This window comes from Rhizobium sp. ZPR4, from assembly GCF_040215725.1.
Lineage (GTDB): Bacteria > Pseudomonadota > Alphaproteobacteria > Rhizobiales > Rhizobiaceae > Rhizobium > Rhizobium rhizogenes_D.
The window spans coordinates 315,250-336,788 of record NZ_CP157968.1; the positions used below are offsets into that span (position 1 = coordinate 315,250).

Below are 21,539 nucleotides of genomic sequence, written 5' to 3' on the forward strand. Positions count from 1 at the left end.
ATATTATGTCCTATATGATAGATATCGCCCAATATGGGCAGCTTCGAACCCTGCGTCAAGGTAAGATGGCGATGATTTTGACACCAGCACTCTGCCGAGCAGCCCGCGGCTTCCTCGATTGGACGCAGATGGACCTTGCCGATCGCTCCGGCGTATCGCGCAGCACGATCCGCGACTATGAGGGCAACCGCCATAGTCTGCATCGGGCGACAGAGGCGCAGTTGCGTCTGGCGCTCGAGGCGGGAGGAATCGCCTTCTTCCGGATCGAAGGACATGAGATCGGCATTTGTACGAAGGCGCTTGTCGCCGAAGCGCCAGCGCCGACGCATACAGAAAGCTGCGAGATCCTTTCCAGCGTCGACGAAAGAAACCGGACGCCTCCTAAATCAGAGCAATAGTGCCGGATAGAGCTGGGCACGGTCGATACAGCTTCCGACCACAAAGTCACTTTTGCGAACCGGAATGAAGCCTTTGGCCGGCATCCGGTAGCACATCGCCGGCGGCCGATAGACGTCCGCTCGCGAGAAGGTGAACGGAAAGGCCCTCAATTCAGCCATATTCCGGCCGACTACCGCATCCGCGCCGTGCCCCAAGACGACCGGAGAAACCATGTCCGACACTACAGCGACCACAGCAGAACAGCCCACCTTCCGCTATCGATCGTCGCAACGGCTCCTGCATTGGCTCATGGCCATTGTCATCATTTCAGCGCTCGTCATCGGCCTCTATTGTTCCTACCTCACACCGGGCATACCGCTGCGTCGTGCGCTCCTCGACGTACACAAGTCCTTGGGCATGACGGCGCTTTTCCTCATCGCCATACGCCTGCCACTCAGGCTTTCGCTGAGTGAACCTGCATATCAACGGCCGCTTGGCGTCTTCAATCACCTTGCCGCCCGCGGCGCGCATATCCTGCTCTATGCCTTGATGATCCTGATGCCGCTTGCAGGCTACACAACATCCGCTGCCGGCGGCCGCGATCTGCCATGGTTCGGCCTCTTCCAATGGCCCAATCTGCTACCGCTCGATAAGGGCCTAGAGAGAACAGCCGCCGAGATTCACGAGTATGGCGCCTACTGCCTGTATGCCGTCGTCAGCCTGCATATCCTGGCCGCCCTTTGGCACCATTTCGTCCGCAAGGATGAGGTTCTGAAAAGAATATTGTTTTGATTCAATTCTTTGTGACGCAAACAATGCGCCACCGTTGCAGAGGATGACTCAGATTTTCGCTGTCTCCAGATTGCCACATGTTTCGAACAACAGCATGCGCACCCAACGATGACCGGGATCGCGATGGGTGCGCTCGTGCCAGACGGCGAGCTTGGTGAAGCCCGGTATATCGACGGGAGGCTCACGCAGAACAAGACCTTTTGCACTTTGCGCCAGCCGTCTGGGAACAGCAGCCACCAGATCGGTCGTGCGTAAAATCTCAGCAAGAACGAGAAAGCTCGTAACCGTCAGCGCAACGTGACGCCGACGGCCGATCTTGGCCAGAGCATCATCCGTCACGCCCCAAAAGCGCTCGCCGGAATAAGAGACCAACACATGATCGAGAGCACAGAAGCGATCGATGGAAAGCTGCTTCTTCCGCGCATCGGGATGATTGCTCCGCAATGCGCAGACATAGGTCTCATCGAACAACCGCCGGGCATGAAGCTCCGGTAGGGCAGTCTCCGGGGTCATCAATGCAAGACCGAGATCACCGCTTTCGAACTGTGTCTGCACGCGATCGTCCTCGACTGGACGAATTGCAATGCGAATTCCGGGCGCTGACAGTCTCATCTTCGCCAGGAACGGCACGACAACGGCTTGGAGAGCATAGTCGGTCGCTGCAATCGAGAGCGTGAACTTGGCGGTGGCAGGGTCGAATGCCGTAGGCTGCAGAAGCGCCCCGACATCGGCAAGGATCTGCTTGAGCGGTCCCGCGAGCTCCATTGCACGCAGTGTGGGCACGATCCCGCGCCGGGTACGGACAAAGAGCGGATCGTCGAAGCTCTCGCGCAGGCGCGTCAGCATGCCGCTCACCGCAGGCTGCGTGAAGCCGAGGCGCTCGGCCGCACGCGTGACGCTGCGCTCATCGAGCAGGGCATCGAGCGTGCGCAGGAGATTGAGGTCGAGAGCCCTGATATCTTTCATCGTTATAGGTCTGATCATGTATCGCTATTTGCGTTATGTCTGCAGATTTCCCATTATCAAGCAAGCTGAAAACTGCAATTTCCCGGCATATGCCGGCCCATAATCAGGAAAGCATCATGAACGCAATCATCTGGCCGAAGGGCTATATTCCGGGCTTTACGGAGAACTTCGTATCGAACGAAATCATCGTGGCGGGCCTTTCCGCAGAAGAAATCTGGCCGCTTCTCGGCTATGCTCCGCGCTGGCCGAGCTACTATGCCAATTCTGCCAACATCCGTTTCCATGACGGCAGGGGGCCGGAACTCCAGGAAGGCGTCCGCTTCTACTTCGAGACTTTCGGCTTCCCGGTCGAAGCGCAGTGCACCGAATATGTTCCACCAGCCAATGGTCAGCCCGGCCGCGTCGCCTGGCATGGCTGGGCCGGGGAGGAAGGCAGCGAAAACCGTTTGGATGTCCACCACGCATGGCTGGTTGAAGATCTGTCCGAAGGCCGGGTGCGCATCCTGACCCAGGAAACTCAGAAAGGTAAGCCAGCTGCCGAGCTCGCTCGCGCCAAGCCCAATCCGATGATCAACGGTCATCAGGACTGGCTGGATGGCCTGGTTGGCGCTGCGCGTGATGCAAAAAAACAGGAGTGATGGAGCCCATATTTTACCATATGCGACTTTCATCCAACGTCTGCGGCCTTCGGTTTGTCAGCAATGGCATTCCGGCGGCCGCTGCTCGCATGGGCCGCCGATCGGTTTAGGAGGCAGCTCCGTGCGGCAACGACGAAGGCTGCCTTTCCCTCGCTTCAGCTTGATGGCTCCCGGGAGCCGCCCGCAACATATTGTAATATTTTCTAACACGTCGCTATAATTCCTTCTGCTATGGACGGCCGAGGATATGATCTGTGAGATTTTCCTTTGAAAGTCATCGATCGCTGGTTGCTCTCGGCCCATCTCCCAGCCCTTTTAGGCAGCGCAAGGTTTGCTCCGGAACGCGGATAACGGGCGAATGATCAGGATCTACAAACATGGTTGCGCGCATGAGGACGGTTGAGCCTTCACATCATATTCTTGTCGTCGAGGACGATGACGAGATTGCAATCATGCTGGTCGAGCTGATCAAGGATCAAGGCCTGCGCGCTTCGCCCGTGCGAAACGGCGCGGAGATGGACAAGATGTTACAAAGGCACCCGTTCGATCTCGTGATCCTCGACGCCATGCTGCCCGGAGAGGATGGTTTCAGCATCTGCCGGCGCCTGAGATCGGCCGGAACGATCCCGATCCTGATGCTGACCGCACTCACGGAGGATATCGATCGCATCATCGGCCTTGAGCTGGGAGCGGACGACTATGTCACCAAACCGTTCAACCCGCGGGAACTTGTCGCCAGGATCAAGGCGCTTCTTCGCAGAGCTTCGTATGGTGCGGAGACTTCGGAGCGAAAGCTGCTCACGAAGATGACCTTTGCAGGCTGGGTGCTCGATCCAAGAAGCAGGCGGATCGTCGATCCGGAAGGCGCCGAGGTGCTGATGACGACATCCGAATTCGATCTGCTGCTCGCCTTCTGTCACAATCCGAACCAAATCCTGACCCGTGAACAGCTGCTGTCGATGACACATGCCGGAACCGCCGGGCCGGTCGAACGTAGCGTTGACGCACAAATCAGCCGTCTTCGGCAGAAGATAGAACCAAATCTGAAGGAGCCGATCTTCATCAAGACCGTGCGGCTTGGGGGCTATCTTTTCGCCGCGAATGTTGAGTACCTGCCGTGAAGTGGCTATTCCAATCATCCGTCCGCACCCAGATCGCCATTCTGACCACGTTGCTCGCCACCGTCGTCACTACCATAGCGGCCGGCACCGAACCATTCGTGCGCAGCCGGTTCGACAAAGGCGTCGAAGTCGGACTTTTTGCAGGCCGCATCGAAACCATTGCAAAGGAGTTCGCGCTTTCGGCAGATGACGCTCAAGGAGACGCAATCCTTTCAAGATTCAGGGCACAAGGCGTCAATGTCTGGAGGGTGACCAGTGAACAGGCCGGCGGTTCGTCGATCACGACACAGGACGTCCCCGCCGCCGTGCGCAGGCTGCTCGATTACAATCTCTTTCTCGACCCTCAAGGCTTCATGGGCTGGAACAATCCGAAGACTTTGATGGTCAAGGCCGGAGATAGCAGCCTGGCATTTGCCTTGCCCGAGTTTTCCACGACACGATGGGTCCTCCCCGCCGTCATCGGCAATCTCGTCCTGATTGTCATACCCGCTGCTATTCTGGCAATCCTGACTGCGTGGCTGATCGGAAGACCGATCGTCAACCTGGCAAAGGCAGCCGAATGCGTCCGCTCCGACGACGAGCTTGACGAGCCTTTCGACGTTCGCGGCTCGGCCGAGCTGCGGAGCCTCGCAACATCGCTCAACCTCATGCGCAAACGCGTCCGCGAGCTGATGGCTGGACGCACCCGCATGCTGACATCCATCAGCCACGACCTGCGCACACCCTTGACGCGGCTCAGAATGCGCACCGAGCGTTGCGAGCAGGCGGAGTTGCGGCAACAAATGCTGAGGGACATTGATGCGCTTTCCGGCATGATCAACGAAAGCCTCGCCTATCTCGGCGGCGAGGTCGAGTCGTTGAAGAAAGTCGAGCTGTCCAGCCTTCTGCAAACCGTGACCGATGACTTTGCCGATACCGGCATTGAGGTCACTTTCGCCGGACCGCGGCGCTTGCCCTACGTTTGCCGCCCGCGGGCGCTATCAAGAGCCATATCGAACCTGATCGACAATGCCTCCCGCCATGCCGGTCGCATCGATCTCTCGCTTACCCAGGAAGAAGACGGTTCAGTCGTTATCACGGTTGCCGATGATGGTCCCGGAATCCCCGACGAATTGAAACCGAAGGTCATGGAGCCTTTCTTCAAGACCGACAAGGCGCGTTCGCCGAGCAAGAATGGTGGTTTCGGCCTCGGGCTTTCCATTGCACATGGAATCATCACTGTCGGCCATCGAGGCAGCTTTGAATTGCGTGACAGCAAGCCGAGCGGCTTGGCGGTCGTAATACGCCTACCCGCCAATTCCGGCATCGGCAATGCCGCAACATTTTCATAAAAATCCAAACACAACGCAACAAGGGCAAACTTTACAAGGAGATCGCAAAAACACTCCAGGAGCTCTCCATGAAGTCCCTTCCCGCATGCCTTGCATTGGCGGCCATTTCCCTTGCTGCAGCAGGCTGCGCCACTTCCGAACCCATGGTCTATCAGGGCCTCGCATCCGCGGCGCAACTGAGACCTGATCCGAGCGACAGTTCCGGGCAAGCACCGTTCAGCTACAAGGTGGTCGTGAACTGGAGCCAGTATGACAAGATTATCGTCGAGCCTGTCAGCATCTACAGAGGCAAGGATAGCCAGTTCGCAAACATGTCCGAAGAGGACAAGCAGAAACTCGCGCGCTATATGCATGACAAGTTCAGCAGTGCGCTCGCCCAACGCTACTCGATGGCCGCCAGCCCCGGCCCCACCACGCTGCGCCTGCGCTTGACGCTTGCCGGCGCGGAAACAACCAACCCGGTGCTCGGTCCGGTCTCGCATGTCGACATCGCCGGCGGCGTCTACAATACCGTTCAGGCGGCGCGCGGAAAACAGGGATCGATGACCGGCTCGGCGAGCTATGCGGTCGAGATCTATGATTCAACATCCAACCGCCTCCTGCTTGCCTATGTCGCCAAGCAATATCCGGGCGCACTCAATCTCGGAGCGTCGTTCGGAAGTCTGAAGGCCTCCTATGTTGCAATAGACAAGGGCGCCGCCGATCTTCTGACCCGAACAAGGTAGATGGCTGCAGGGTCGCGTGGTGCGAATGGGGAGATTGGCTGCGTGCCCGAACACATCGAAAGGCAATGGTGCTGGACACGGCCGCGACGTCGGCAAGATCACCCATGCAGGTGCCGCAACGTCAGTTCAGGCACGCCAGCCCCATGACTTGCTCGCAAATTGCGCGTGGCACACCCGCATAGAATATGAGCGGGATCAAACCTCACGAGATCAGAGCGAAAGGCAATGTATCCGCACTGCCTTTCGCCCTTCGCAGACATAGTCAGCCGCGGTCGTGAACCACGCCGACGATCTCGCCAGAGCGGGAAACGCTCACCAGCAGGTCGTCCCCGTCTCTCCATGCCCGGACCAGATAGCGTGGTCCGACGTCTTGCACGTCCTTGACCCGATATCCCCGACGCACCAGCAGGCGAATGACATCGGACGGGCCGAAATCGTCGGAGTTCTGACCCCATTCGCGACGTTCTTCGTGGCGGCGGTTCCAGCGCTGAAGAAAATCAGCTTCCGGCTGCCCTTCTCCCGCAGAATAGGTTGGCGATTGGTCCTCATAGAATACGACCTGGGCATAACCGGAGCTGACAGTGCCAATGGTAGCCGCCGTTGCCACCATCATCGTCAATGCCGCGTAATAGATCTTCATTGCTTGATCCTCTTGCTTCGCCCCCGCAAGCGCAGCGCGATGCAAGCTTCCTGCGAGCGACCTCGCCAGTATGGCCAGTTCCGTTTTCAGCGATGTATTTTTTTGTTGAGAAATATTGCGACCCGCCAAACAGGTCGTCGCATCGCTTGGCCAACCGGCCGCCGCGCTATCGAAATAGACTGGAGCAACGGCCGGGGAAGATGAGATCAGCTGCAGAAAGGTTCGGTGTCTGGCGGATCAGGCGCGAAGATCATCGGAGCATGCATGATATGACCGGTGTCTACCTGCCGCGCGAAATATGTGCAGCTAGGTCAAGACAACGGCAGGCGTAGCCCCATTCGTTGTCGTACCAGGCGACGAGCTTCGTCAGCCCGCCTTCGATCTGCATGCCGGCAAGCCCGTCGACGATCGAGGAATGAGGATTGCCGCGCATGTCGGTCGAGACGACGGGCTCGTCGCAATAGGCGAGGATGCCCTCCATCGCGCTCGTCGCCCGCTCCCGGATCATGGCGCAGATGTCCTTGTAGGAGGCGTTTTCCCTGAGCCGGCAGGTGAGATCGATCATCGATACGTCCGACACAGGCACGCGCACCGCCATGCCGTTTATCCGCCCATTCAGTTCGGGCACCACCTTGCCGACCATGCGTGCGGCACCCGTCGTTGCCGGGATGATATTCTCAAGGATGCCGCGCCCGAAACGCCAGTCCTTGCGCGCCACACCATCGACCGTATTCTGGCTCGATGTCGTGGCGTGAACCGTCAGCATCAGCGCTTCCTCAAGGCCGAAAGCGTCGTTCAACGCCTTGGCGAGCGGCGCGACACAATTGGTCGTGCAGGAGGCGTTCGAAACGATGCTTTCGCCGGCATAATTGTTCGCGTTGACACCCATCACAAAGACCGGTGTGCCGTCCTCCGGCGGTGCCGAGAGCAGTACCTTGCCGGCGCCGGCGGCAAGATGCCCTTCCGCAACCTTACTTGTCAGGAACAGGCCGGTCGATTCGATGACGACATCGACGCCCACCTCGCCCCAACCGATCGCGCCCGGTTCCCTTTCGCTAAAGGCCCTGACCTTGGCGCCATTGATATCGAGCGCACTGACGGCGGCGGCTATGCTGCCCCCGAAGCCGCCATGCACGCTGTCGTACTTGAGGAGATAGGCGAGATGATCGATTGGTAACAGGTCGTTAATCGCGACGATTTCGATGTCGTCGCGCACCATCGCAGCCCGCAGAACGGTCCGGCCAATGCGGCCGAAGCCGTTAATGCCCACGCGGATTTTGTCAGTCATCGATTGTCCCTTTTATCGAGGTGGGAGAAGGCGCGCTTCCGCTCGCCTCAAAGCGCTGCGGGACGTGCACACCTATCCTTACCCTTTGTCTGGAGAGGGGTTGCTTTCCATGTTGCTGATTTTTAGACTACTTCGCACAAAAATAATCCGCAACGAATTTATTGCGATACGGTACAAAAATGAAAGAGAAGTCCGCCCGCGGGCGCCCGCGCCAATATGATGCCAAGGCTGCACTTGGCGCAGCACTGCTCGAATTCCGGCGGCGCGGCTATACCGGCACATCGCTCGACCACCTGTCGGAGGCGACGAAAATGGCTCGGCCGAGCCTTTATGCCGCTTTCGGCAACAAGCGTGCGATCTATCTCAGGGCGGTCGCACAATATGTCGAGGACAGTGTTGAACGTCGGGACGGTGCCCTCTTCGACGAGCCATCGCTCGCAACGGCGCTCGATGGCTATTTCCTGGAGCTTGTCGCCATTTATTCGGAAGGTGACGATCGCCCGCTCGGCTGCCCCATGCTCAGCGTCATCACCGGCGAGGCGACCGCCGACCCGGTGATCGGCGCCGAATTGTTTGCCGCGCTCGGACGCACGGACGCGCGGTTCCGCGATCGGATTGCGGCGGCACGCGATGACGCCCAGTTGCCGTCCGAGACCGACATCGATGCCGTCGCCGAAATGCTTTCCGCTCTGCAGCATAGCCTCGCGCAGCGCGCTCGCGCCGGTACAGCCCGGCCGGAACTCGAGCGCATCGCACGCAATAGCGTTGCGCTGATCCTCAAGGCCGCAGGTGCTGCCACGGTGCTATAGGCACCTGGGGACTGGTCTATTTCGGCCTTAAGGGATGAAATCGCTTCAAGTTAGCAGCAGCAAGGATCAATCGGCCATCATATCCAGCTGCGGCTCGCCGATCTCCACCGCATGGCCGTCGGGGTCATAGAAGCGGAATACACGCTGCCCCCATTCCTGCTTTTCAACGGGATGAATGAGATTAACATGCGGCGCTATCGCCTGGAACGCCGCATCCACGTCCTCATGTTCGAAATAGAGAAGGATGTTTCGCCGCCCATAAGGCTCAGACGCTTCGCTGCTTTTCCTCCAGACCGTTTGCTCCAGCGATTTTCCATCATGAATCGCAAAGCCGGTTTCAAACAGCACGAAGCTGCCGAAGTCATTCAAGATCTTGAGACCCAACAGACCACCGTAAAACGCCTTCGAGCGCTCGATATTGCTGACGAAGGGGATTGGATTTACGAAACGCATTGCCAGGACCTGCTTGTTTAGGGAAAGCGAAGCAAAAGAAAAACAACCTTCAAACTGCTTCACTATATCTGAGACCCGGATGCTGATATCTGGCAAATGATTTCCATCTCGTCTCGCAATCGGAGGGCCATTCATGGCTGAAGCCGTACGAACCATGATCGTCATGGATTCTGAAAATTCCCGCTTTCAATTGCGCGCGGGCGCATTGATCCGCCACGGCGATCACATCCTCATCCACCGTGCGCTCGCAGACACCTTCTGGTCTATGCCCGGTGGCCGGGTGGAGTTTCATGAGGCAGGCGCCGAGACGCTTGCCCGCGAGATCGAAGAGGAAATCGGCTGCAAGGCCACGGTTGGCCCCCTGCGCTTCATCATCGAGAATTTCTTCGAGTTTGCCGGCCGACGCGTTCACGAACTCGGCTTCTACTATGAGGCAGAGCTGCTGCAGCCATTTCCATTTCACGAAACGGAAATCGTGCATCGAGTGAAGGACGGCAGCGCCGAACTCGAATTTCGCTGGGCACTTTCCACGCTGGTCGGGCTCGACCGGTTCGGTCTGGTGCCAACTCCCATACGCAACCTCATCGTCACCAATCCCGCCGGCATTCAGCATTTCGTGCAGCACAACGCGGCCTGACCCCCGACCGTTTGCATCAATTGCAACAGCAATGGAATAGCTTCATAAACGCTCCGGCATCCTTGCCGGGTTTCCGACAGGCTCGAATTATCAGGTCATCATCCAATGTCGCGCATCGCCATCTTGGGAAATGCAGGAGGCGGAAAATCCACCCTCGCCCGCAAATTGGGCGAGCGCCGCGCAATTCCCCATTTCGAGATCGACAGGCTGCTCTGGCAGGAAGGCTGGGTTCCGGCGCCGCTTGAGACTTATATCGAGCAGCATGAACGGATCCTATCCAGTGAGAATTGGGTCATCGATGGCCTGGGGCACAAAAATTCGATCCCTGCTCGGATAGATCGCGCGACCGAAATCATCCTCATCGATATGCCGCTCTGGATGCATTTCTGGCTTGCCGCAGAGCGGCAGATCGCCTGGCAGTCGGGAAGGCTCGAACATTCACCCGGCGGACTTTCAGCCATGCCGCCGACGCGAGATCTGTTCCGGACCATATGGGAGATCGAACAGGAGTGGATGCCCGGCATCCGCTACTTGTGCATCGAAGCGCAGGCAGGCGGCAAGACGCTAACACGGATAGGCAGCGTCGATGAGCTGGATGCGTTTACGCAGAAATTGAGGTGAACTGCGGGCTCAATGACTATTCATATAAGCGGCACTCGCGAGAACGACGGCTGTAAAAACCATTCCAAAAGATCAGTGATCTTTGAGATTATCTTCTTTGCCTTAGTGATGAAGGGCTTCTAGCCTTGCCTCAATCCATAACGGTGATTTGCGTCACCTCGGCTCGGAACAGCCAAGCGATAGCATCAAGGCCCGAGAACAAAGACGAGCTTGAAAGAGGAAACCTCATTGACCTCCCATACCGCGCCGACCGGCTCCGACGCATCGCTTCCAACGCTTGATCTGTCGCGCCTCTATGCTTCGCCGGCAGAGCGTCAGGCCTTTATCGCCGAGCTTCGCACGGTGCTTTACGATCACGGCTTCTTCTATCTCACGGGACACGGCGTCGATCCTAAGCTGATTGCCGATGTCGTGGCGACGGCGAAGCGTTTCTTCGCACTGCCGCTGGAAGAAAAGCTCAAGATCGAGATGGTGAAATCGCCGCATTTCCGCGGCTACAATCGCGCCGGCCAGGAGCGCACCCGTGGCGAACAGGATTGGCGCGAGCAACTCGACATCAATACCGAAAGCGCACCCTTCGAGATCGGTCCGGACACGCCGGCCTGGCGGCGCCTGCAGGGACCGAACCAGTGGCCGGAGGCGCTGCCGGAACTCAAGCCCCTGCTGCTTGCCTATCAGGCAGAAGTGACGCGCATCGGCATCGATGTGCTGAAGGCGATCGCCGCAGCCCTCGGCCAGCCGGAGAATGTCTTTGCCGACATTTACGAACCGCAGGCCTCGCAGCTTCTGAAGATCATCCGCTATCCCGGCCGCGACGTCGCCGAAACGGATCAGGGGGTCGGCGCCCACAAGGACGGCGGCTTCGTCACGGTGCTGCTGCAGGACACCACACCCGGCCTGCGCGTGCGCACCGAAGACGGCATCTGGATCGACGCACCGCCGGTTCCAGGTACCTTCGTCATCAATACCGGGGAATTGCTCGAGCTTGCGACGAACGGTTTCGTGCGCGCCGACGTGCATGACGTCATCGCACCGCCTGCCGGCGTCGAGCGCTTCTCCGTCGCTTTCTTCCTGGGCTCGCGACCGGACGCCACGATCCCCGTCATCGACCTGCCGGAGGAGCTGAGGCGATCGGAACGCGGCATCTCGGTCGATCCCCTGAACCCTATCTTCCGCGAAGTCGGCCAGAACCAGCTGAAGAGCCGATTGCGCTCCCACCCGGATGTCGCCCGCGCCCACCATGCCGATCTCCTGGCATCAGAACAGTCGGTTTAGGCCGGATACCGTCAAGATTTAGGCAAGCTCGCTACATTGGTCGCCCCGTCTTGAGGCTGGTCCCTAGTGCTGGCTATCCGGCACGACGACACGCATGCCGTCGACGACGTTGCTTGCCAGGATCTGACAGCTGAGACGGCTGTTCGGCGCCGGCTCCATCACGAATTCGATCATCATCGCCTCCTCCTCGGAGGGCGGCGGGAGCAGGTCGAGATGGGGTTGCTCGATATAGCAATGACAGGTGCCGCAGGCCAAGGCGCCGCCGCATTGCGCCACGATGCCGTCGATGCCGCTTCTGACGGCCACAGCCATCAGAGTCTCGCCCTCCTGCGCCTTAACGCGCGTCTCACGACCAGCGGAATCGACGAACACGACTTCACACATTGCATTCTCCATATTTTCGGCAAATCCGCTCACGCGGCAATGAGACGGATGTCCAGACGTTTTGGACCGCGCACCGAGAGCCCGCGCTTATAGGCGGGACTGTCGTCCAGCAGCTCGATCGCGCGGGTGCGCCGCAGGAGCGTCGAGAAAATGATCTCCATATCCAGCCGGGCAAGATGATTGCCGAGACAGAAATGCGCGCCGCCGCCGAAGGCCAGATGGCGGTTGGGGGTGCGCTCGACATTGAAATCATCCGGGGCCTCGAACTGCTCGGGGTCGCGATTGGCCGCGCCATAAAGCAGGCCGATCTTCGTGCCCTTCGGCAGCGGCTTGCCGGCGATCGTCTTTTCCTCCGTCAGATAACGATGGAAGAATGGCAGCGGCGACTCGAAGCGGAACATTTCCTGGATGGCCGTAGGCATCACAGCCGAGGTTTCGCGCAATTTGTTCAGAGCGTCAGGATATTGCATCAACGCATGCATTCCGCTGCCCAGCACATCGATCGTCGAGCCGTGCCCGGCCATCAGGATCAGCATACAGGTGGAAACGAGTTCGTCTTCGGTAAGCTCGCCCGCAACATGCGCTTCGGTCAGCCGACAGAGAAGATCGTCGCGGGGATTGCGCACGCGCTCGGCGATGAGTTCCTTGAGGAGTTCATAGAATTCCGTCGTCGCGCGCTCGGCGATCGCCTTGCGCTCGGCGCTGCGATCGACATCGAAATATTGCACGACCTCTTCCGACCACTTGCGCAGCTGCCCGGCATATTCTTCCGGCACGCCCAGAACCGAGCCGATGATGTGGCCGGGAACCTGCGAGGCAAGATCTTCAACAAAATCGAACGTACCCGCTTGAAGGAGGCGGTCGATCAGGCGGTCGACGAAATCCTGTATCATGCCGCGCTGGCGTGCGACGAGTGCGGGCGTAAACTCACGGAACACCTTGCGGCGCAGCCGGTCATGGGTTTCGCCATCGGAATCCAGGAGGCTGAATTGCACGAAACGCGAATGGTTCGGCATGTCGTGCCAATTCTGCCGAACCTTCTGTTCCTGGATCTCCTCCGGAGAAAGAAAGAATTCGAGCGAGCGCACCAGCGTCTTGTCGGCGGCAGCAGCAGCCACATCCTGATAGCGCGACAGCAGCCATATGTCGAAATGCTCGTAATAGACCGGACCGGGGCTGGCGCGCAGCTCACGGTAAGAGGCATAGGGATCATCCGTGAACGCTTGCGAGAGCGGATCAAATGCTGGGGCTGCCGTCGGCATGATGAGGACCTCGTCCAATCTGGTTCACCAGTGGCAGAATACAGCGCCGAACGACGAAAAGACATGGATGCGAACCGCAGCCATATGGATAAAACTCTCATACTTAAATAGGATCGGTCCGCTATGACCGACGACATGACTCCCCACGAGATCTGCCCTCTCGACGAGGTCTTCTTCCAGACTCCCGGCCGGTTGTCCCGCGCCTTTCCCTACTCGCTTCTCGCTGTCGGTCGCCGGGTCTGCACGCCCGCGGAACCGCCCATCGCCCATCGTTTCAACCAGCACACCCTGATCCTGACCCTCAGCGGAAAGGGTCTGTTACAGGTCAACGGGCTTTCGAGCATCCTGCGCGAAGGGACGATCGCTTGGCTGGATTCCTCAATGCTTTATTCGCATCGCTGCGAGCCGCGCCATTCGCACTGGTCCTATCTATGGCTGGGATTTGTCGGATATGGGCTCGATACCTTGTTCGACAGCCTCGGCGTGATCGGAAACCCGATCTTCGACACAGCAAGCCCGCGCGATATGGAGATGTTGTTCGAAGGCATCTTGCGGGAGGTCGAAACGGGCAGCTTCCTCGCAGACAACAGATGCTTTGCCCTGCTAGCACAGCTGATTTCATCCCTGGTATCCGAGCGCGCGGAAAACGGCGAGCTCAGCGCCTCCGTGCAACGATTACAGCGGGTCATGCAATTGGCCCGAGCCGACCTGACACACCCCTGGACGGTAGGAGAACTCGCCGTTGCCGCTAATCTGAGCCAGGCGCAATTGTTCCGCCGCTTCCGCCAGCGAATGGGAACGACGCCTCTCGATTGGCTGCGCCACGAGCGCGTAAATGCCGCTAAACCATTGCTTGTGGTAACGGAAGAGCAGATCGGCCGGATAGCCGCCAGATGCGGCTATCCCGACCCCTTTCACTTTGCCCGCGACTTCAAGAAGCTGGTTGGTGTCACGCCAAGTGAATTCCGGCGGCAGGGACAGAGCGCAAGGCCAATGGGGGCTTGACGGATCGAATACGTCTTGGCTTCCGCGTAAGGGAGAAGAGCACCCCACATAGCCCTTCCCGATTGGCTCGGAGTACATGACACGTTAAGAGTTGTGCACATCACGCGAGCCGATCCGAAGCGCATACCGCGCCTCTAGCCGGGGATTAAGAAGTGACGACCGAACAAAGCGTCCTGCGCATTTCCATCATCGTGACGTTCGTTCTGGCCGTCGCCGGGATCGTCTTCGGTATTCTGTCCGGCTCCTATGCGATCGTCTTTGACGGCGTATACGCGCTCACCGATACGAGCATGACGATCGTTGCATTGATCGTTTCCAATCTGATCATATCGTCGGCGACGAACACGACACCCGCCGGCAAATTCGCCAAGCATTTCACGATGGGCTTCTGGCACCTCGAGCCCATGGTGCTTGGCCTCAACGGCATCCTCCTGACGGGAGCCGCGATCTATGCCCTGATCAACGCCATCGCCAGCATCATGGCCGGCGGCCGTCATCTCTCGTTCGATCAAGCCATCACCTACGCCGTGCTGACCATGATCATCGCCTTCCTGATGGCGGCCTATGGCAATCGCGCGAACAAGACGCTCAGATCCAATTTCATCGCACTGGACGCCAAGGCCTGGATCATGACGGGCTGCCTGAGCGGCGCGCTGCTACTCGCTTTCATCTTCGGCTTTTTCATTCAGGGAACGAGCCTGCAATGGATATCGCCCTATGTCGATCCGGTCGCTCTGGCTCTGGTCTGCCTCATCGTCATTCCCATGCCGATCGGAACGATCAAGCAGGCATTCGCCGATATCTTGCTCGTGACACCTGCGGATCTTCGGGAACATGTCGATCGCGTCGCGACCGACATAGTTCGCCGCTACGATTTCTTGTCCTACCGCTCGTATGTCGCGCGGGTCGGCCGCGGCAAGCAGATCGAGCTTTACTTCATCGTTCCGCCGGACGGGCCAGCGAAGAAGCTCGAGGAGTGGGACCATATCCGCGACGAGATCGGCGAAGCGATCGGCGACCAAGGTCCCGACCGTTGGCTGACGATCGCTTTTACGACCGATCCGGAATGGGCCGATTGAGTAGCCCCTACCCCCGCCAATCCTTGAACACCTCGGCGAGAAAATCGACGAAGCTGCGTACCTTGCGATCCGACGTCGCTCGTCTTGGAAAGAGTGCATTGAGCTCGATATCATCGGCACGCTGCCATTGCGGGAGAACCGCCTCGAGCTCGCCGTGCGCAAAGTGCTGCGCAGCGAGTTGGGGCGATATCAGCGCTATGCCTGCACCGGCGACGGCCTGGCGGATGATGGTGGTTACCTCGTTCGACATCAGGATCGGCTTGACGACGACCTCGGCCACATTGCTGGCCTCATCAAGCAGACGCACCGTCGCCAAAGATGTCCCAGCGCCCATGATCATGATGGCATGGTCTCTCAGATCCTCTGGACGTTCAGGTCGACCGAACCTGTCGAGATAGGCGGGGCTTGCGGCAAGATGGGCGCGAGACCGTCCGAGCGCGTGCGCCGAATAGCCGGAATCGGAAAGCGGGCCAGTCCGCAGCGCCACATCGAAGCCATGCTCGATCAGGTCGAGGGGATAGTTGTCGTAGGTCAGCGCAAGTTGCACCTTTTGATAACGCTGCCGAAACTCGCCCAGCCTTGGCTCCACCACGCTCAGGCCAAGCGTATAAGGCATAAGAACACGCAGCATCCCCTGCGGCTCTATACGAACCGCCCGGGCAGTCTGGTCCGCCTCCTCCAGGATCTCTTCCGCCCTGATGCAGCGCTCGTAATAATCGCGCCCGGCATCCGTGACCCGTACGCGCCGCGTCGTGCGGTACAGCAGCTGAACACCGAGATCGTCTTCTAGTTGCTTCACGCGCCGGCTGACGCTGGTCAAAGGCAGCCGCAGTTGGGTCGCAGCAGCCGTGAAACTGCCGCGTTCCACGACCCGCAGAAAAATCTGAATGCTCTCGAGGTCCGTGATCATATTCTACCGTTTTCAGCAATAATATGTCTCGAATTTACGCCATTATCTTTATTCGTCCATACCGTTATCGCTACGCGCATGACCCTGGCATCTCTTAACTCAGCAAGACTATCCGGCCCGGTGGCGCGTAGGCTTGCGCTGCCGCCGTGGTTGACGTGGTCGGCAGTGGGTTTTGCACTACGAACGGCGGCTGCGTCGCTGGTCGCACTCTATATCGCCTTCCTGCTCAATCTCGACGATCCGAAATGGGCGCCGATGACGGTCTGGATCGTCGCCCAATCGAGCCGCGGCATGAGCCTTTCGAAGGGCCAGTACCGAATTTTGGGCACGATCATCGGAGCAGTCGCCGCAGTGACGATGGTTGCGCTATTCGCTCAAGCGCCGGAACTGTTCATTCTGTCACTCGCCCTATGGCTGGGATTGTGCACGGCGCTTGCCACGGGCTTGCGCAATTTCCGCTCCTACGGCGCCGTGCTTGCCGGATACACGGCTGCAATCATCGCCTTCGATTCCATCAGTTCGCCGCTGGAGGTCTTCGATATTGCGGTCGCACGCGTGATCTACATCGGCCTCGGAATCATGACGGAAGCAGTTTTTACCGCCGTCTTCGCGCCCGGCGCGCCGCTGCAGGAGACCCAGAACCGTTTGGCGACATATCTCCGCCAGGTTTCCGATCTCTGCGCGCGCGCATTGCGCGGTCAGGCCAACACTTCGGGTTTTCAGCGGCTGCTGACGGGCGCGCTCGAACTGGATGTCGCCGCAGAATATGCGGCGGCAAGCTCCCATTCCGTGCGCAGCCGTTTTGGCCATTTACGCGGTGCCGCAGTCGCAATGCTGACCCAGATGGCGATCGCCCAGTCTCTGCGCGAGCATCTCGCAGCACGACCGGATCTCGATGAACCTCTCGTTGAGAAAACAGCTCTGGCGCTCGACGCCATCGGCACCGGATCCCTGGTCGATCCGGACCGCATGACGGCATTGAGGGCAGATGTGCGGGCCGCATTGTCGGAAACAACCATCAGCTCCGGCCATGCGCTCCCGCCCCAGCTTCCGATCCTGGACCATCTCGACAGGCTGCTCGATGCCGCTCATGGCGCACTCACGCGCCAGGCTCTGTTCTCGGACGAGAAGGCTCCATCCTCAAGGCTCAAGCTCTCTTTCCACGTCGATCATCGCGGCGCCATTCAAAACGGCATTCGCACCTTCGTCGCCATCGTCATCGGATCGTGGTTCTGGATCGCAACCGCCTGGCCGTCCGGTCCGAGTTTCATTGTCATCCTCGGTGTCATCTGCGCCCTGTTTGCCACCCGCCCCAACCCGGTGGTCGGCGGAATGGGTTTCCTCAAAGGCGGGCTCGTCGCGGTGATTGCAGCAGCAATCTGCAATTTCGCCATCCTGCCGATGCTGTCGGACTTTACCGAACTGGCCGCCGTCATCGGCATCATCATGTTTGCAACGGGGCTTGCCATGCGCAATCTCCGCACCGCCGCCCTGGCAACAAGCTTTGCCTTCCTGTTCCTCGATCTGATTAGCCCGGATAATACTAGCCGTGTCGATGCCGCATCCTTCCTGAACGGCGCCTTGGCGCTGCTGCTGGGTGTCGGCGCGGGCGTCCTTGTCTTCACGCTGCTCTTTCCCTCCAACCCCAAGGCAAAGAGGTTGCGCCTGCAGCGCGCAACACGGCGCGATCTCGCGGATATCGGTGAGACGCCTGCCCGCTGGACGAGAGAACATTGGCTGAGCAAAGCCGTCGATCGCCTGGATGGACAGGCGGCAACCAACGCCGGCGTTCCCGAGAAACAGGCGGAAGACGACCTAAGGGGAATGCTTGCCGCGCTCACGATCGGCGAGGCTGCGATCACGCTGTCCGATTTGGCAAGGGAACATCCTCGTCTCGCCAAACCGCTGAATGTCGTGCTGCGTCAACTCGGCCGCAGTGATCCCGCGCGTCTCGCAGAAGTCTCGCGCGTAGCCGCCCGCCATCTTTCCTACCGGATCAACAAGCCCGACATCTCGACCCGCCACACACTGATCCGCGCTGCGACCCAGCTCGACGCGATCGCCTCAGCCGCATTGAACCATGCCGATTATCTCCGCGAGAAGCGAACGGCCTGAAAACGTCAGGCACTCTCGGTATCGGCGGTCGGGAGTGCCCCCGCCGATATCCGCTTCCGTCGTGCCGAGCCGAACACGACGCCCTGCACGCGGCGCGTAAGCGGTTTCTCGACACCTCTGAAGAGTGCCAGGGCGAGCAGGGCAGCAGCGAGCGTCGAGAAGGCAACGAACAGGCCAAGCGGAAGAGCTCCGCCGATCACTTTCGCCCAGATGGCTCGCATGGGTCGCAGGATAAAAGGATGGGCGAGGTAGAGGCTATAGGAGGCGTCTCCCAGCGCGACACCCCACAGGACGGTCCTCTTCTGGGGCAGGACAGGACCGATTGCGGCTGCAAGAACGAGAAGCGCCGCAGGCAAACCGCTCCGCAGGACTTGCGGTAAAGCTGCATCGTTCCAGGGCGTGGAGATGCGTATGAAACCGAGAAAGCCGATGATCGCGAACCCGCACGCAATTCCCTTGCTGATCCTTACACCGCTGCGGAAGATCAGGGCGACGTAGACGCCGAACAGGAATTCCAGAATGATCGGGCTCGTCCAGAAGGCTATCTGAACATGGCTCTGATCGACGAGATTTCCGACGAGCGCCATGCCCACCATAAGCACCGACAGCCAGACGATCCCCAGTCTGATCGGCAAAAGGAGCGCCAGTGCGAAGAAGACATAGAACAGCATCTCGTAGTTCAGCGTCCAGCCAAGCGCGAGCACCGGCCTGATCTCACCCACGCCACGCCCGGATGGGATGAAGAAATAGGATGCGAGAACATGGGATACGGAGCCAATGGGAACAGCGAGCAGCGAGGGTGCTGCGAGCGCGCCAAGCAGCATGATGCTCGTCAATAGCCAATAAAGCGGGATTACGCGTGCACAGCGCCGCAGGAAGAAGCGCAGCGGGGCGCCGCTTTTGCCGAACTCCGACGCGGCCGTATGGGTCATGATGAAGCCGGAAAGAACAAAGAATATGTCGACGCCGAAACCGAGATTCCAGGCAGAACCATCGACCGCTGCACGCCCTGTCGCTGCAGCCAGCATCTCTGTTTCATGCAACGCGTGGGCGATGACCACGGAGGAAGCTGCGAGCGCGCGCAGTACCTGAAGGTTCAGGAGCATATGAGCTGATTTGCCGGCATCGCTACCCGCATCCAGACCCTCAAGTATTTCCTTATAAAACCTCACCGGAAAGCTCAGCGAATATTGCCCAGGATCTCCATTTGGTATCCAAGACAATATAACAACTCGTCGCCGCATGCATAAATCGGCAACCCTGCTTTAGGTTATAGTTATTCTTCAGTTAATCTTTCAGACGTTAGGCAGGATAAGCCGTCGCTAGGATGACATGCGCCTGAATTTTGGCAGCAACTTCGCCGCTACCGTGCCTGGCTTCGATCGCGGCGGCTGCATAGTCGGTTGCAGCCTGCAGCTTTCCGGCTTCCCTGGCCTCGATTTCATTGCGAAGCAGAGTTCCCTGACAATAGGCGACGGCCGGAAGGCGCGGTGAGGATGCCTGGCTTTGTTCGGCTCTCGTTTCAATCACAATTTCGGAGAAACCCGCATTCTTGAGATCGCCGCGAATCCGATCCACATCATGGTAGCCATGCGGAGTACGCGCCAGAAAGCGCGGCGGATCGTTCGGAAAAATCCTGGCAAGCGCGTTCGTCACATCATCCGCGAATATGTTCTCCTCGATACGATCCCAGACGTTGAACAGGAAATGTCCGCCGGGCTTCAGAACGCGCTTTGCCTCGCGATAGGCTGCGATGCGGTCCGGAAAGAACATGGCGCCAAACTGGCAAAAGGCGAGATCGAAGGACGCGTTTTCGAAGGACAGCGACTGAGCATCAGCCTGCCGCCATGTGATGCGGCTGTCGGAGGCTTGCCGCGAAGCGGCGTAATCGAGCATCGGCTGGTTGAGGTCGGTGACGACATAGCTTGCATCGGGGGATAGTTTCGGCGCCAATGCGCGAGTGACAACGCCTGTCCCTGCGGCAATTTCCAACACTGCGCCAGGCCGCAAGGACGCGGCTCGTTGCGCGATATCTGCTGCGTAAGGCTCGAAAATCAACGGCACCATATGGCGGTCGTAATTTTCCGGAATCGAGCCGGCGAATACCTTGTCCGTCTCCAACATTGCCATGATCCCCTGCGCGCCTCACAGGCCGCTACATTAGCATATCGCAACGGGGGCGTCATTCAGATCGCACAGCTGCAAGCCGCGCAAAGCCGATCCATTCAGCCCGCATCGCCGCGTGCGAGCACGTCCAGAAGCTGGCTGGTATTGTCGATCGAGAACTGCACGCGCTCGCCCGGCCAGACGGATTCCGAATAGGAAATCGGCGTGCCCTTGAGATCGACGTCCACCTTCCTCAAGGCAACCACCGGCTGAGACATGGACTGGCAGAGCTGCTTCGCCTCCTCGCTCGTCGGCAGGCGGACGATGATATCGGTGCGCAGGCGGATATAGTCGGGAATGCCGTACTCGGCCAGAATGACGGTCACGCTTCGCCCGCCGCGCCGCGCCTCGTCGAAGCCTGGGAAACGGCGCACGGGGTAATAGGCATGCGAATAGTTGATCGGCTCTTCGTCGGCAAAACCGCGGCGGACGATGTGATAGACGGGCTCGCCATATGGAAGCCGCAAAGCCTCTGCAATCGATTCCGAAGCCGGAACGACCTCTTCATGAATGGCTTGGCCGAGGGGTTCCCTGCCCTGATCGAGCAGGTTCTGGGAGAAACGCGTACGTTCGGACAAGCGATAATCAAGGCGGCTATCCCGCACAAAGGTTCCACGCCCCTGTTCTACCAGCACGAGCCCTCGGCTTTCGAGACGGGAAATGGCGCGCCGTATGGTGTGCCGTCCGACGCCGAAACGTTCCATCAGGTCGGATTCCGTCGGAAGCTGCGCCTTTGGTGAGAGGCGACCGGTCAGGATATCTTCAGCAATATCGCTTTCGACCTGTTGCCATTGCCCGTGCAGCAATTTCTTCTCCATGCCTGCCTTCCGAATTCAACCATGTCATTCGAATGTCATATATCGGCTACAGCATCGATTTTCAATCTCTGCCCGATATCGGAAATCCAACAAACAACAGCCAAAGTCAATTTCGCCATCGGGCTT

The 21,539-nt window shown here is 59.0% G+C and carries 22 protein-coding genes and 1 pseudogene; 13 read left to right on the forward strand and 10 right to left on the reverse strand.

Annotated features, from left to right (window positions below):
* Nucleotides 1–5 precede the first annotated feature (5 nt).
* Nucleotides 6–290 (forward strand): annotated as a pseudogene (locus ABOK31_RS20980) (helix-turn-helix domain-containing protein); the annotation flags it as partial.
* A 319-nt stretch (nucleotides 291–609) separates the two neighbouring features.
* Nucleotides 610–1,170: a cytochrome b gene (locus ABOK31_RS20985; protein ID WP_349960494.1), complete on the forward strand. Its 561-nt coding sequence runs from the start codon at nucleotides 610–612 to the stop codon at nucleotides 1,168–1,170.
* A gap of 48 nt (nucleotides 1,171–1,218) precedes the next feature.
* Here the strand turns inward: ABOK31_RS20985 and ABOK31_RS20990 are convergent, their stop codons facing one another.
* On the reverse strand, nucleotides 1,219–2,136 hold the full coding sequence (locus ABOK31_RS20990) for a LysR family transcriptional regulator (RefSeq protein ID WP_349960497.1): 918 nt from the start codon (nucleotides 2,134–2,136) through the stop codon (nucleotides 1,219–1,221).
* Nucleotides 2,137–2,252: 116 nt separating this feature from the next.
* Here ABOK31_RS20990 and ABOK31_RS20995 point away from each other — a divergent pair, with 116 nt between their 5' ends.
* The 4 genes from ABOK31_RS20995 (at nucleotide 2,253) to ABOK31_RS21010 (ending at nucleotide 5,951) form a co-directional block, all read left to right on the forward strand.
* Entirely contained in the window at nucleotides 2,253–2,774 is a 522-nt protein-coding gene (locus tag ABOK31_RS20995; RefSeq protein WP_174181246.1) for an SRPBCC domain-containing protein, read from the forward strand.
* A 377-nt stretch (nucleotides 2,775–3,151) separates the two neighbouring features.
* Entirely contained in the window at nucleotides 3,152–3,895 is a 744-nt protein-coding gene (locus ABOK31_RS21000) for a response regulator (protein WP_174181248.1), read from the forward strand.
* Nucleotides 3,892–5,226 carry an ATP-binding protein gene (locus ABOK31_RS21005; protein WP_349960501.1) on the forward strand — a complete coding sequence of 445 codons (1,335 nt, stop codon included), beginning with the start codon at nucleotides 3,892–3,894 and terminating at the stop codon, nucleotides 5,224–5,226. Before ABOK31_RS21000 ends, ABOK31_RS21005 begins: the two co-directional genes overlap by 4 nt.
* A gap of 68 nt (nucleotides 5,227–5,294) precedes the next feature.
* Nucleotides 5,295–5,951, forward strand: a complete 657-nt coding sequence (locus ABOK31_RS21010) for a DUF3313 domain-containing protein (RefSeq protein WP_174181252.1) — start codon at nucleotides 5,295–5,297, stop codon at nucleotides 5,949–5,951.
* 262 nt (nucleotides 5,952–6,213) lie between these two features.
* Here ABOK31_RS21010 and ABOK31_RS21015 read toward each other — a convergent pair whose 3' ends face one another.
* Together ABOK31_RS21015 and gap are read right to left on the reverse strand one after the other, a co-directional pair.
* Nucleotides 6,214–6,591, reverse strand: coding sequence for a hypothetical protein (locus ABOK31_RS21015; protein ID WP_349960505.1), 378 nt, complete (start codon nucleotides 6,589–6,591; stop codon nucleotides 6,214–6,216).
* Nucleotides 6,592–6,871: 280 nt separating this feature from the next.
* The gene (gene gap / locus ABOK31_RS21020; RefSeq protein WP_349960507.1) at nucleotides 6,872–7,879 is read right to left on the reverse strand and encodes a type I glyceraldehyde-3-phosphate dehydrogenase; all 1,008 of its coding nucleotides are present in this window, start codon (nucleotides 7,877–7,879) and stop codon (nucleotides 6,872–6,874) included.
* Nucleotides 7,880–8,058: 179 nt separating this feature from the next.
* Here gap and ABOK31_RS21025 point away from each other — a divergent pair, with 179 nt between their 5' ends.
* Nucleotides 8,059–8,688 (forward strand): TetR/AcrR family transcriptional regulator, encoded by a 630-nt coding sequence (locus ABOK31_RS21025; RefSeq protein WP_349960510.1) that lies wholly within the window; start codon nucleotides 8,059–8,061, stop codon nucleotides 8,686–8,688.
* Between the two features lie 66 nt (nucleotides 8,689–8,754).
* Here the strand turns inward: ABOK31_RS21025 and ABOK31_RS21030 are convergent, their stop codons facing one another.
* Nucleotides 8,755–9,141: a VOC family protein gene (locus tag ABOK31_RS21030; protein WP_174182415.1), complete on the reverse strand. Its 387-nt coding sequence runs from the start codon at nucleotides 9,139–9,141 to the stop codon at nucleotides 8,755–8,757.
* A 133-nt stretch (nucleotides 9,142–9,274) separates the two neighbouring features.
* Between ABOK31_RS21030 and ABOK31_RS21035 the strand changes: the two genes are divergently transcribed.
* The 3 genes from ABOK31_RS21035 (at nucleotide 9,275) to ABOK31_RS21045 (ending at nucleotide 11,674) form a co-directional block, all read left to right on the forward strand.
* On the forward strand, nucleotides 9,275–9,778 hold the full coding sequence (locus ABOK31_RS21035) for an NUDIX domain-containing protein (RefSeq protein ID WP_349960512.1): 504 nt from the start codon (nucleotides 9,275–9,277) through the stop codon (nucleotides 9,776–9,778).
* 105 nt (nucleotides 9,779–9,883) lie between these two features.
* Entirely contained in the window at nucleotides 9,884–10,399 is a 516-nt protein-coding gene (locus ABOK31_RS21040) for an adenylate kinase (protein ID WP_349960514.1), read from the forward strand.
* Between the two features lie 228 nt (nucleotides 10,400–10,627).
* The gene (locus ABOK31_RS21045) at nucleotides 10,628–11,674 is read left to right on the forward strand and encodes a 2-oxoglutarate and iron-dependent oxygenase domain-containing protein (protein WP_349960516.1); all 1,047 of its coding nucleotides are present in this window, start codon (nucleotides 10,628–10,630) and stop codon (nucleotides 11,672–11,674) included.
* A gap of 63 nt (nucleotides 11,675–11,737) precedes the next feature.
* Here ABOK31_RS21045 and ABOK31_RS21050 read toward each other — a convergent pair whose 3' ends face one another.
* The gene (locus ABOK31_RS21050; RefSeq protein ID WP_349960519.1) at nucleotides 11,738–12,058 is read right to left on the reverse strand and encodes a 2Fe-2S iron-sulfur cluster-binding protein; all 321 of its coding nucleotides are present in this window, start codon (nucleotides 12,056–12,058) and stop codon (nucleotides 11,738–11,740) included.
* A 29-nt stretch (nucleotides 12,059–12,087) separates the two neighbouring features.
* On the reverse strand, nucleotides 12,088–13,320 hold the full coding sequence (locus tag ABOK31_RS21055) for a cytochrome P450 (RefSeq protein ID WP_349960522.1): 1,233 nt from the start codon (nucleotides 13,318–13,320) through the stop codon (nucleotides 12,088–12,090).
* 123 nt (nucleotides 13,321–13,443) lie between these two features.
* On the opposite strand from ABOK31_RS21055, the gene ABOK31_RS21060 reads away from it, so the two are divergent.
* Both ABOK31_RS21060 and ABOK31_RS21065 read left to right on the forward strand, forming a co-directional pair.
* Nucleotides 13,444–14,325 carry an AraC family transcriptional regulator gene (locus ABOK31_RS21060; RefSeq protein WP_349960525.1) on the forward strand — a complete coding sequence of 294 codons (882 nt, stop codon included), beginning with the start codon at nucleotides 13,444–13,446 and terminating at the stop codon, nucleotides 14,323–14,325.
* 152 nt (nucleotides 14,326–14,477) lie between these two features.
* The gene (locus ABOK31_RS21065) at nucleotides 14,478–15,404 is read left to right on the forward strand and encodes a cation transporter (protein WP_349960527.1); all 927 of its coding nucleotides are present in this window, start codon (nucleotides 14,478–14,480) and stop codon (nucleotides 15,402–15,404) included.
* 7 nt (nucleotides 15,405–15,411) lie between these two features.
* Here ABOK31_RS21065 and ABOK31_RS21070 read toward each other — a convergent pair whose 3' ends face one another.
* The gene (locus tag ABOK31_RS21070; protein WP_349960530.1) at nucleotides 15,412–16,314 is read right to left on the reverse strand and encodes a LysR family transcriptional regulator; all 903 of its coding nucleotides are present in this window, start codon (nucleotides 16,312–16,314) and stop codon (nucleotides 15,412–15,414) included.
* 165 nt (nucleotides 16,315–16,479) lie between these two features.
* Between ABOK31_RS21070 and ABOK31_RS21075 the strand changes: the two genes are divergently transcribed.
* Nucleotides 16,480–18,429 (forward strand): FUSC family protein, encoded by a 1,950-nt coding sequence (locus ABOK31_RS21075; protein ID WP_349960533.1) that lies wholly within the window; start codon nucleotides 16,480–16,482, stop codon nucleotides 18,427–18,429.
* Between the two features lie 5 nt (nucleotides 18,430–18,434).
* On the opposite strand, the gene ABOK31_RS21080 is transcribed toward ABOK31_RS21075, so the two are convergent.
* The 3 genes from ABOK31_RS21080 to phnF all read right to left on the reverse strand — a co-directional run bounded on the left by ABOK31_RS21080 (nucleotide 18,435) and on the right by phnF (nucleotide 21,413).
* Nucleotides 18,435–19,601, reverse strand: a complete 1,167-nt coding sequence (locus ABOK31_RS21080; RefSeq protein WP_349960536.1) for an acyltransferase — start codon at nucleotides 19,599–19,601, stop codon at nucleotides 18,435–18,437.
* Nucleotides 19,602–19,731: 130 nt separating this feature from the next.
* Nucleotides 19,732–20,553: a methyltransferase domain-containing protein gene (locus tag ABOK31_RS21085; protein WP_349961244.1), complete on the reverse strand. Its 822-nt coding sequence runs from the start codon at nucleotides 20,551–20,553 to the stop codon at nucleotides 19,732–19,734.
* Nucleotides 20,554–20,654: 101 nt separating this feature from the next.
* A complete protein-coding gene (phnF, locus tag ABOK31_RS21090; RefSeq protein WP_349960539.1) occupies nucleotides 20,655–21,413 on the reverse strand; it encodes a phosphonate metabolism transcriptional regulator PhnF in 759 nt (252 codons plus the stop codon).
* Nucleotides 21,414–21,539: the final 126 nt, after the last annotated feature.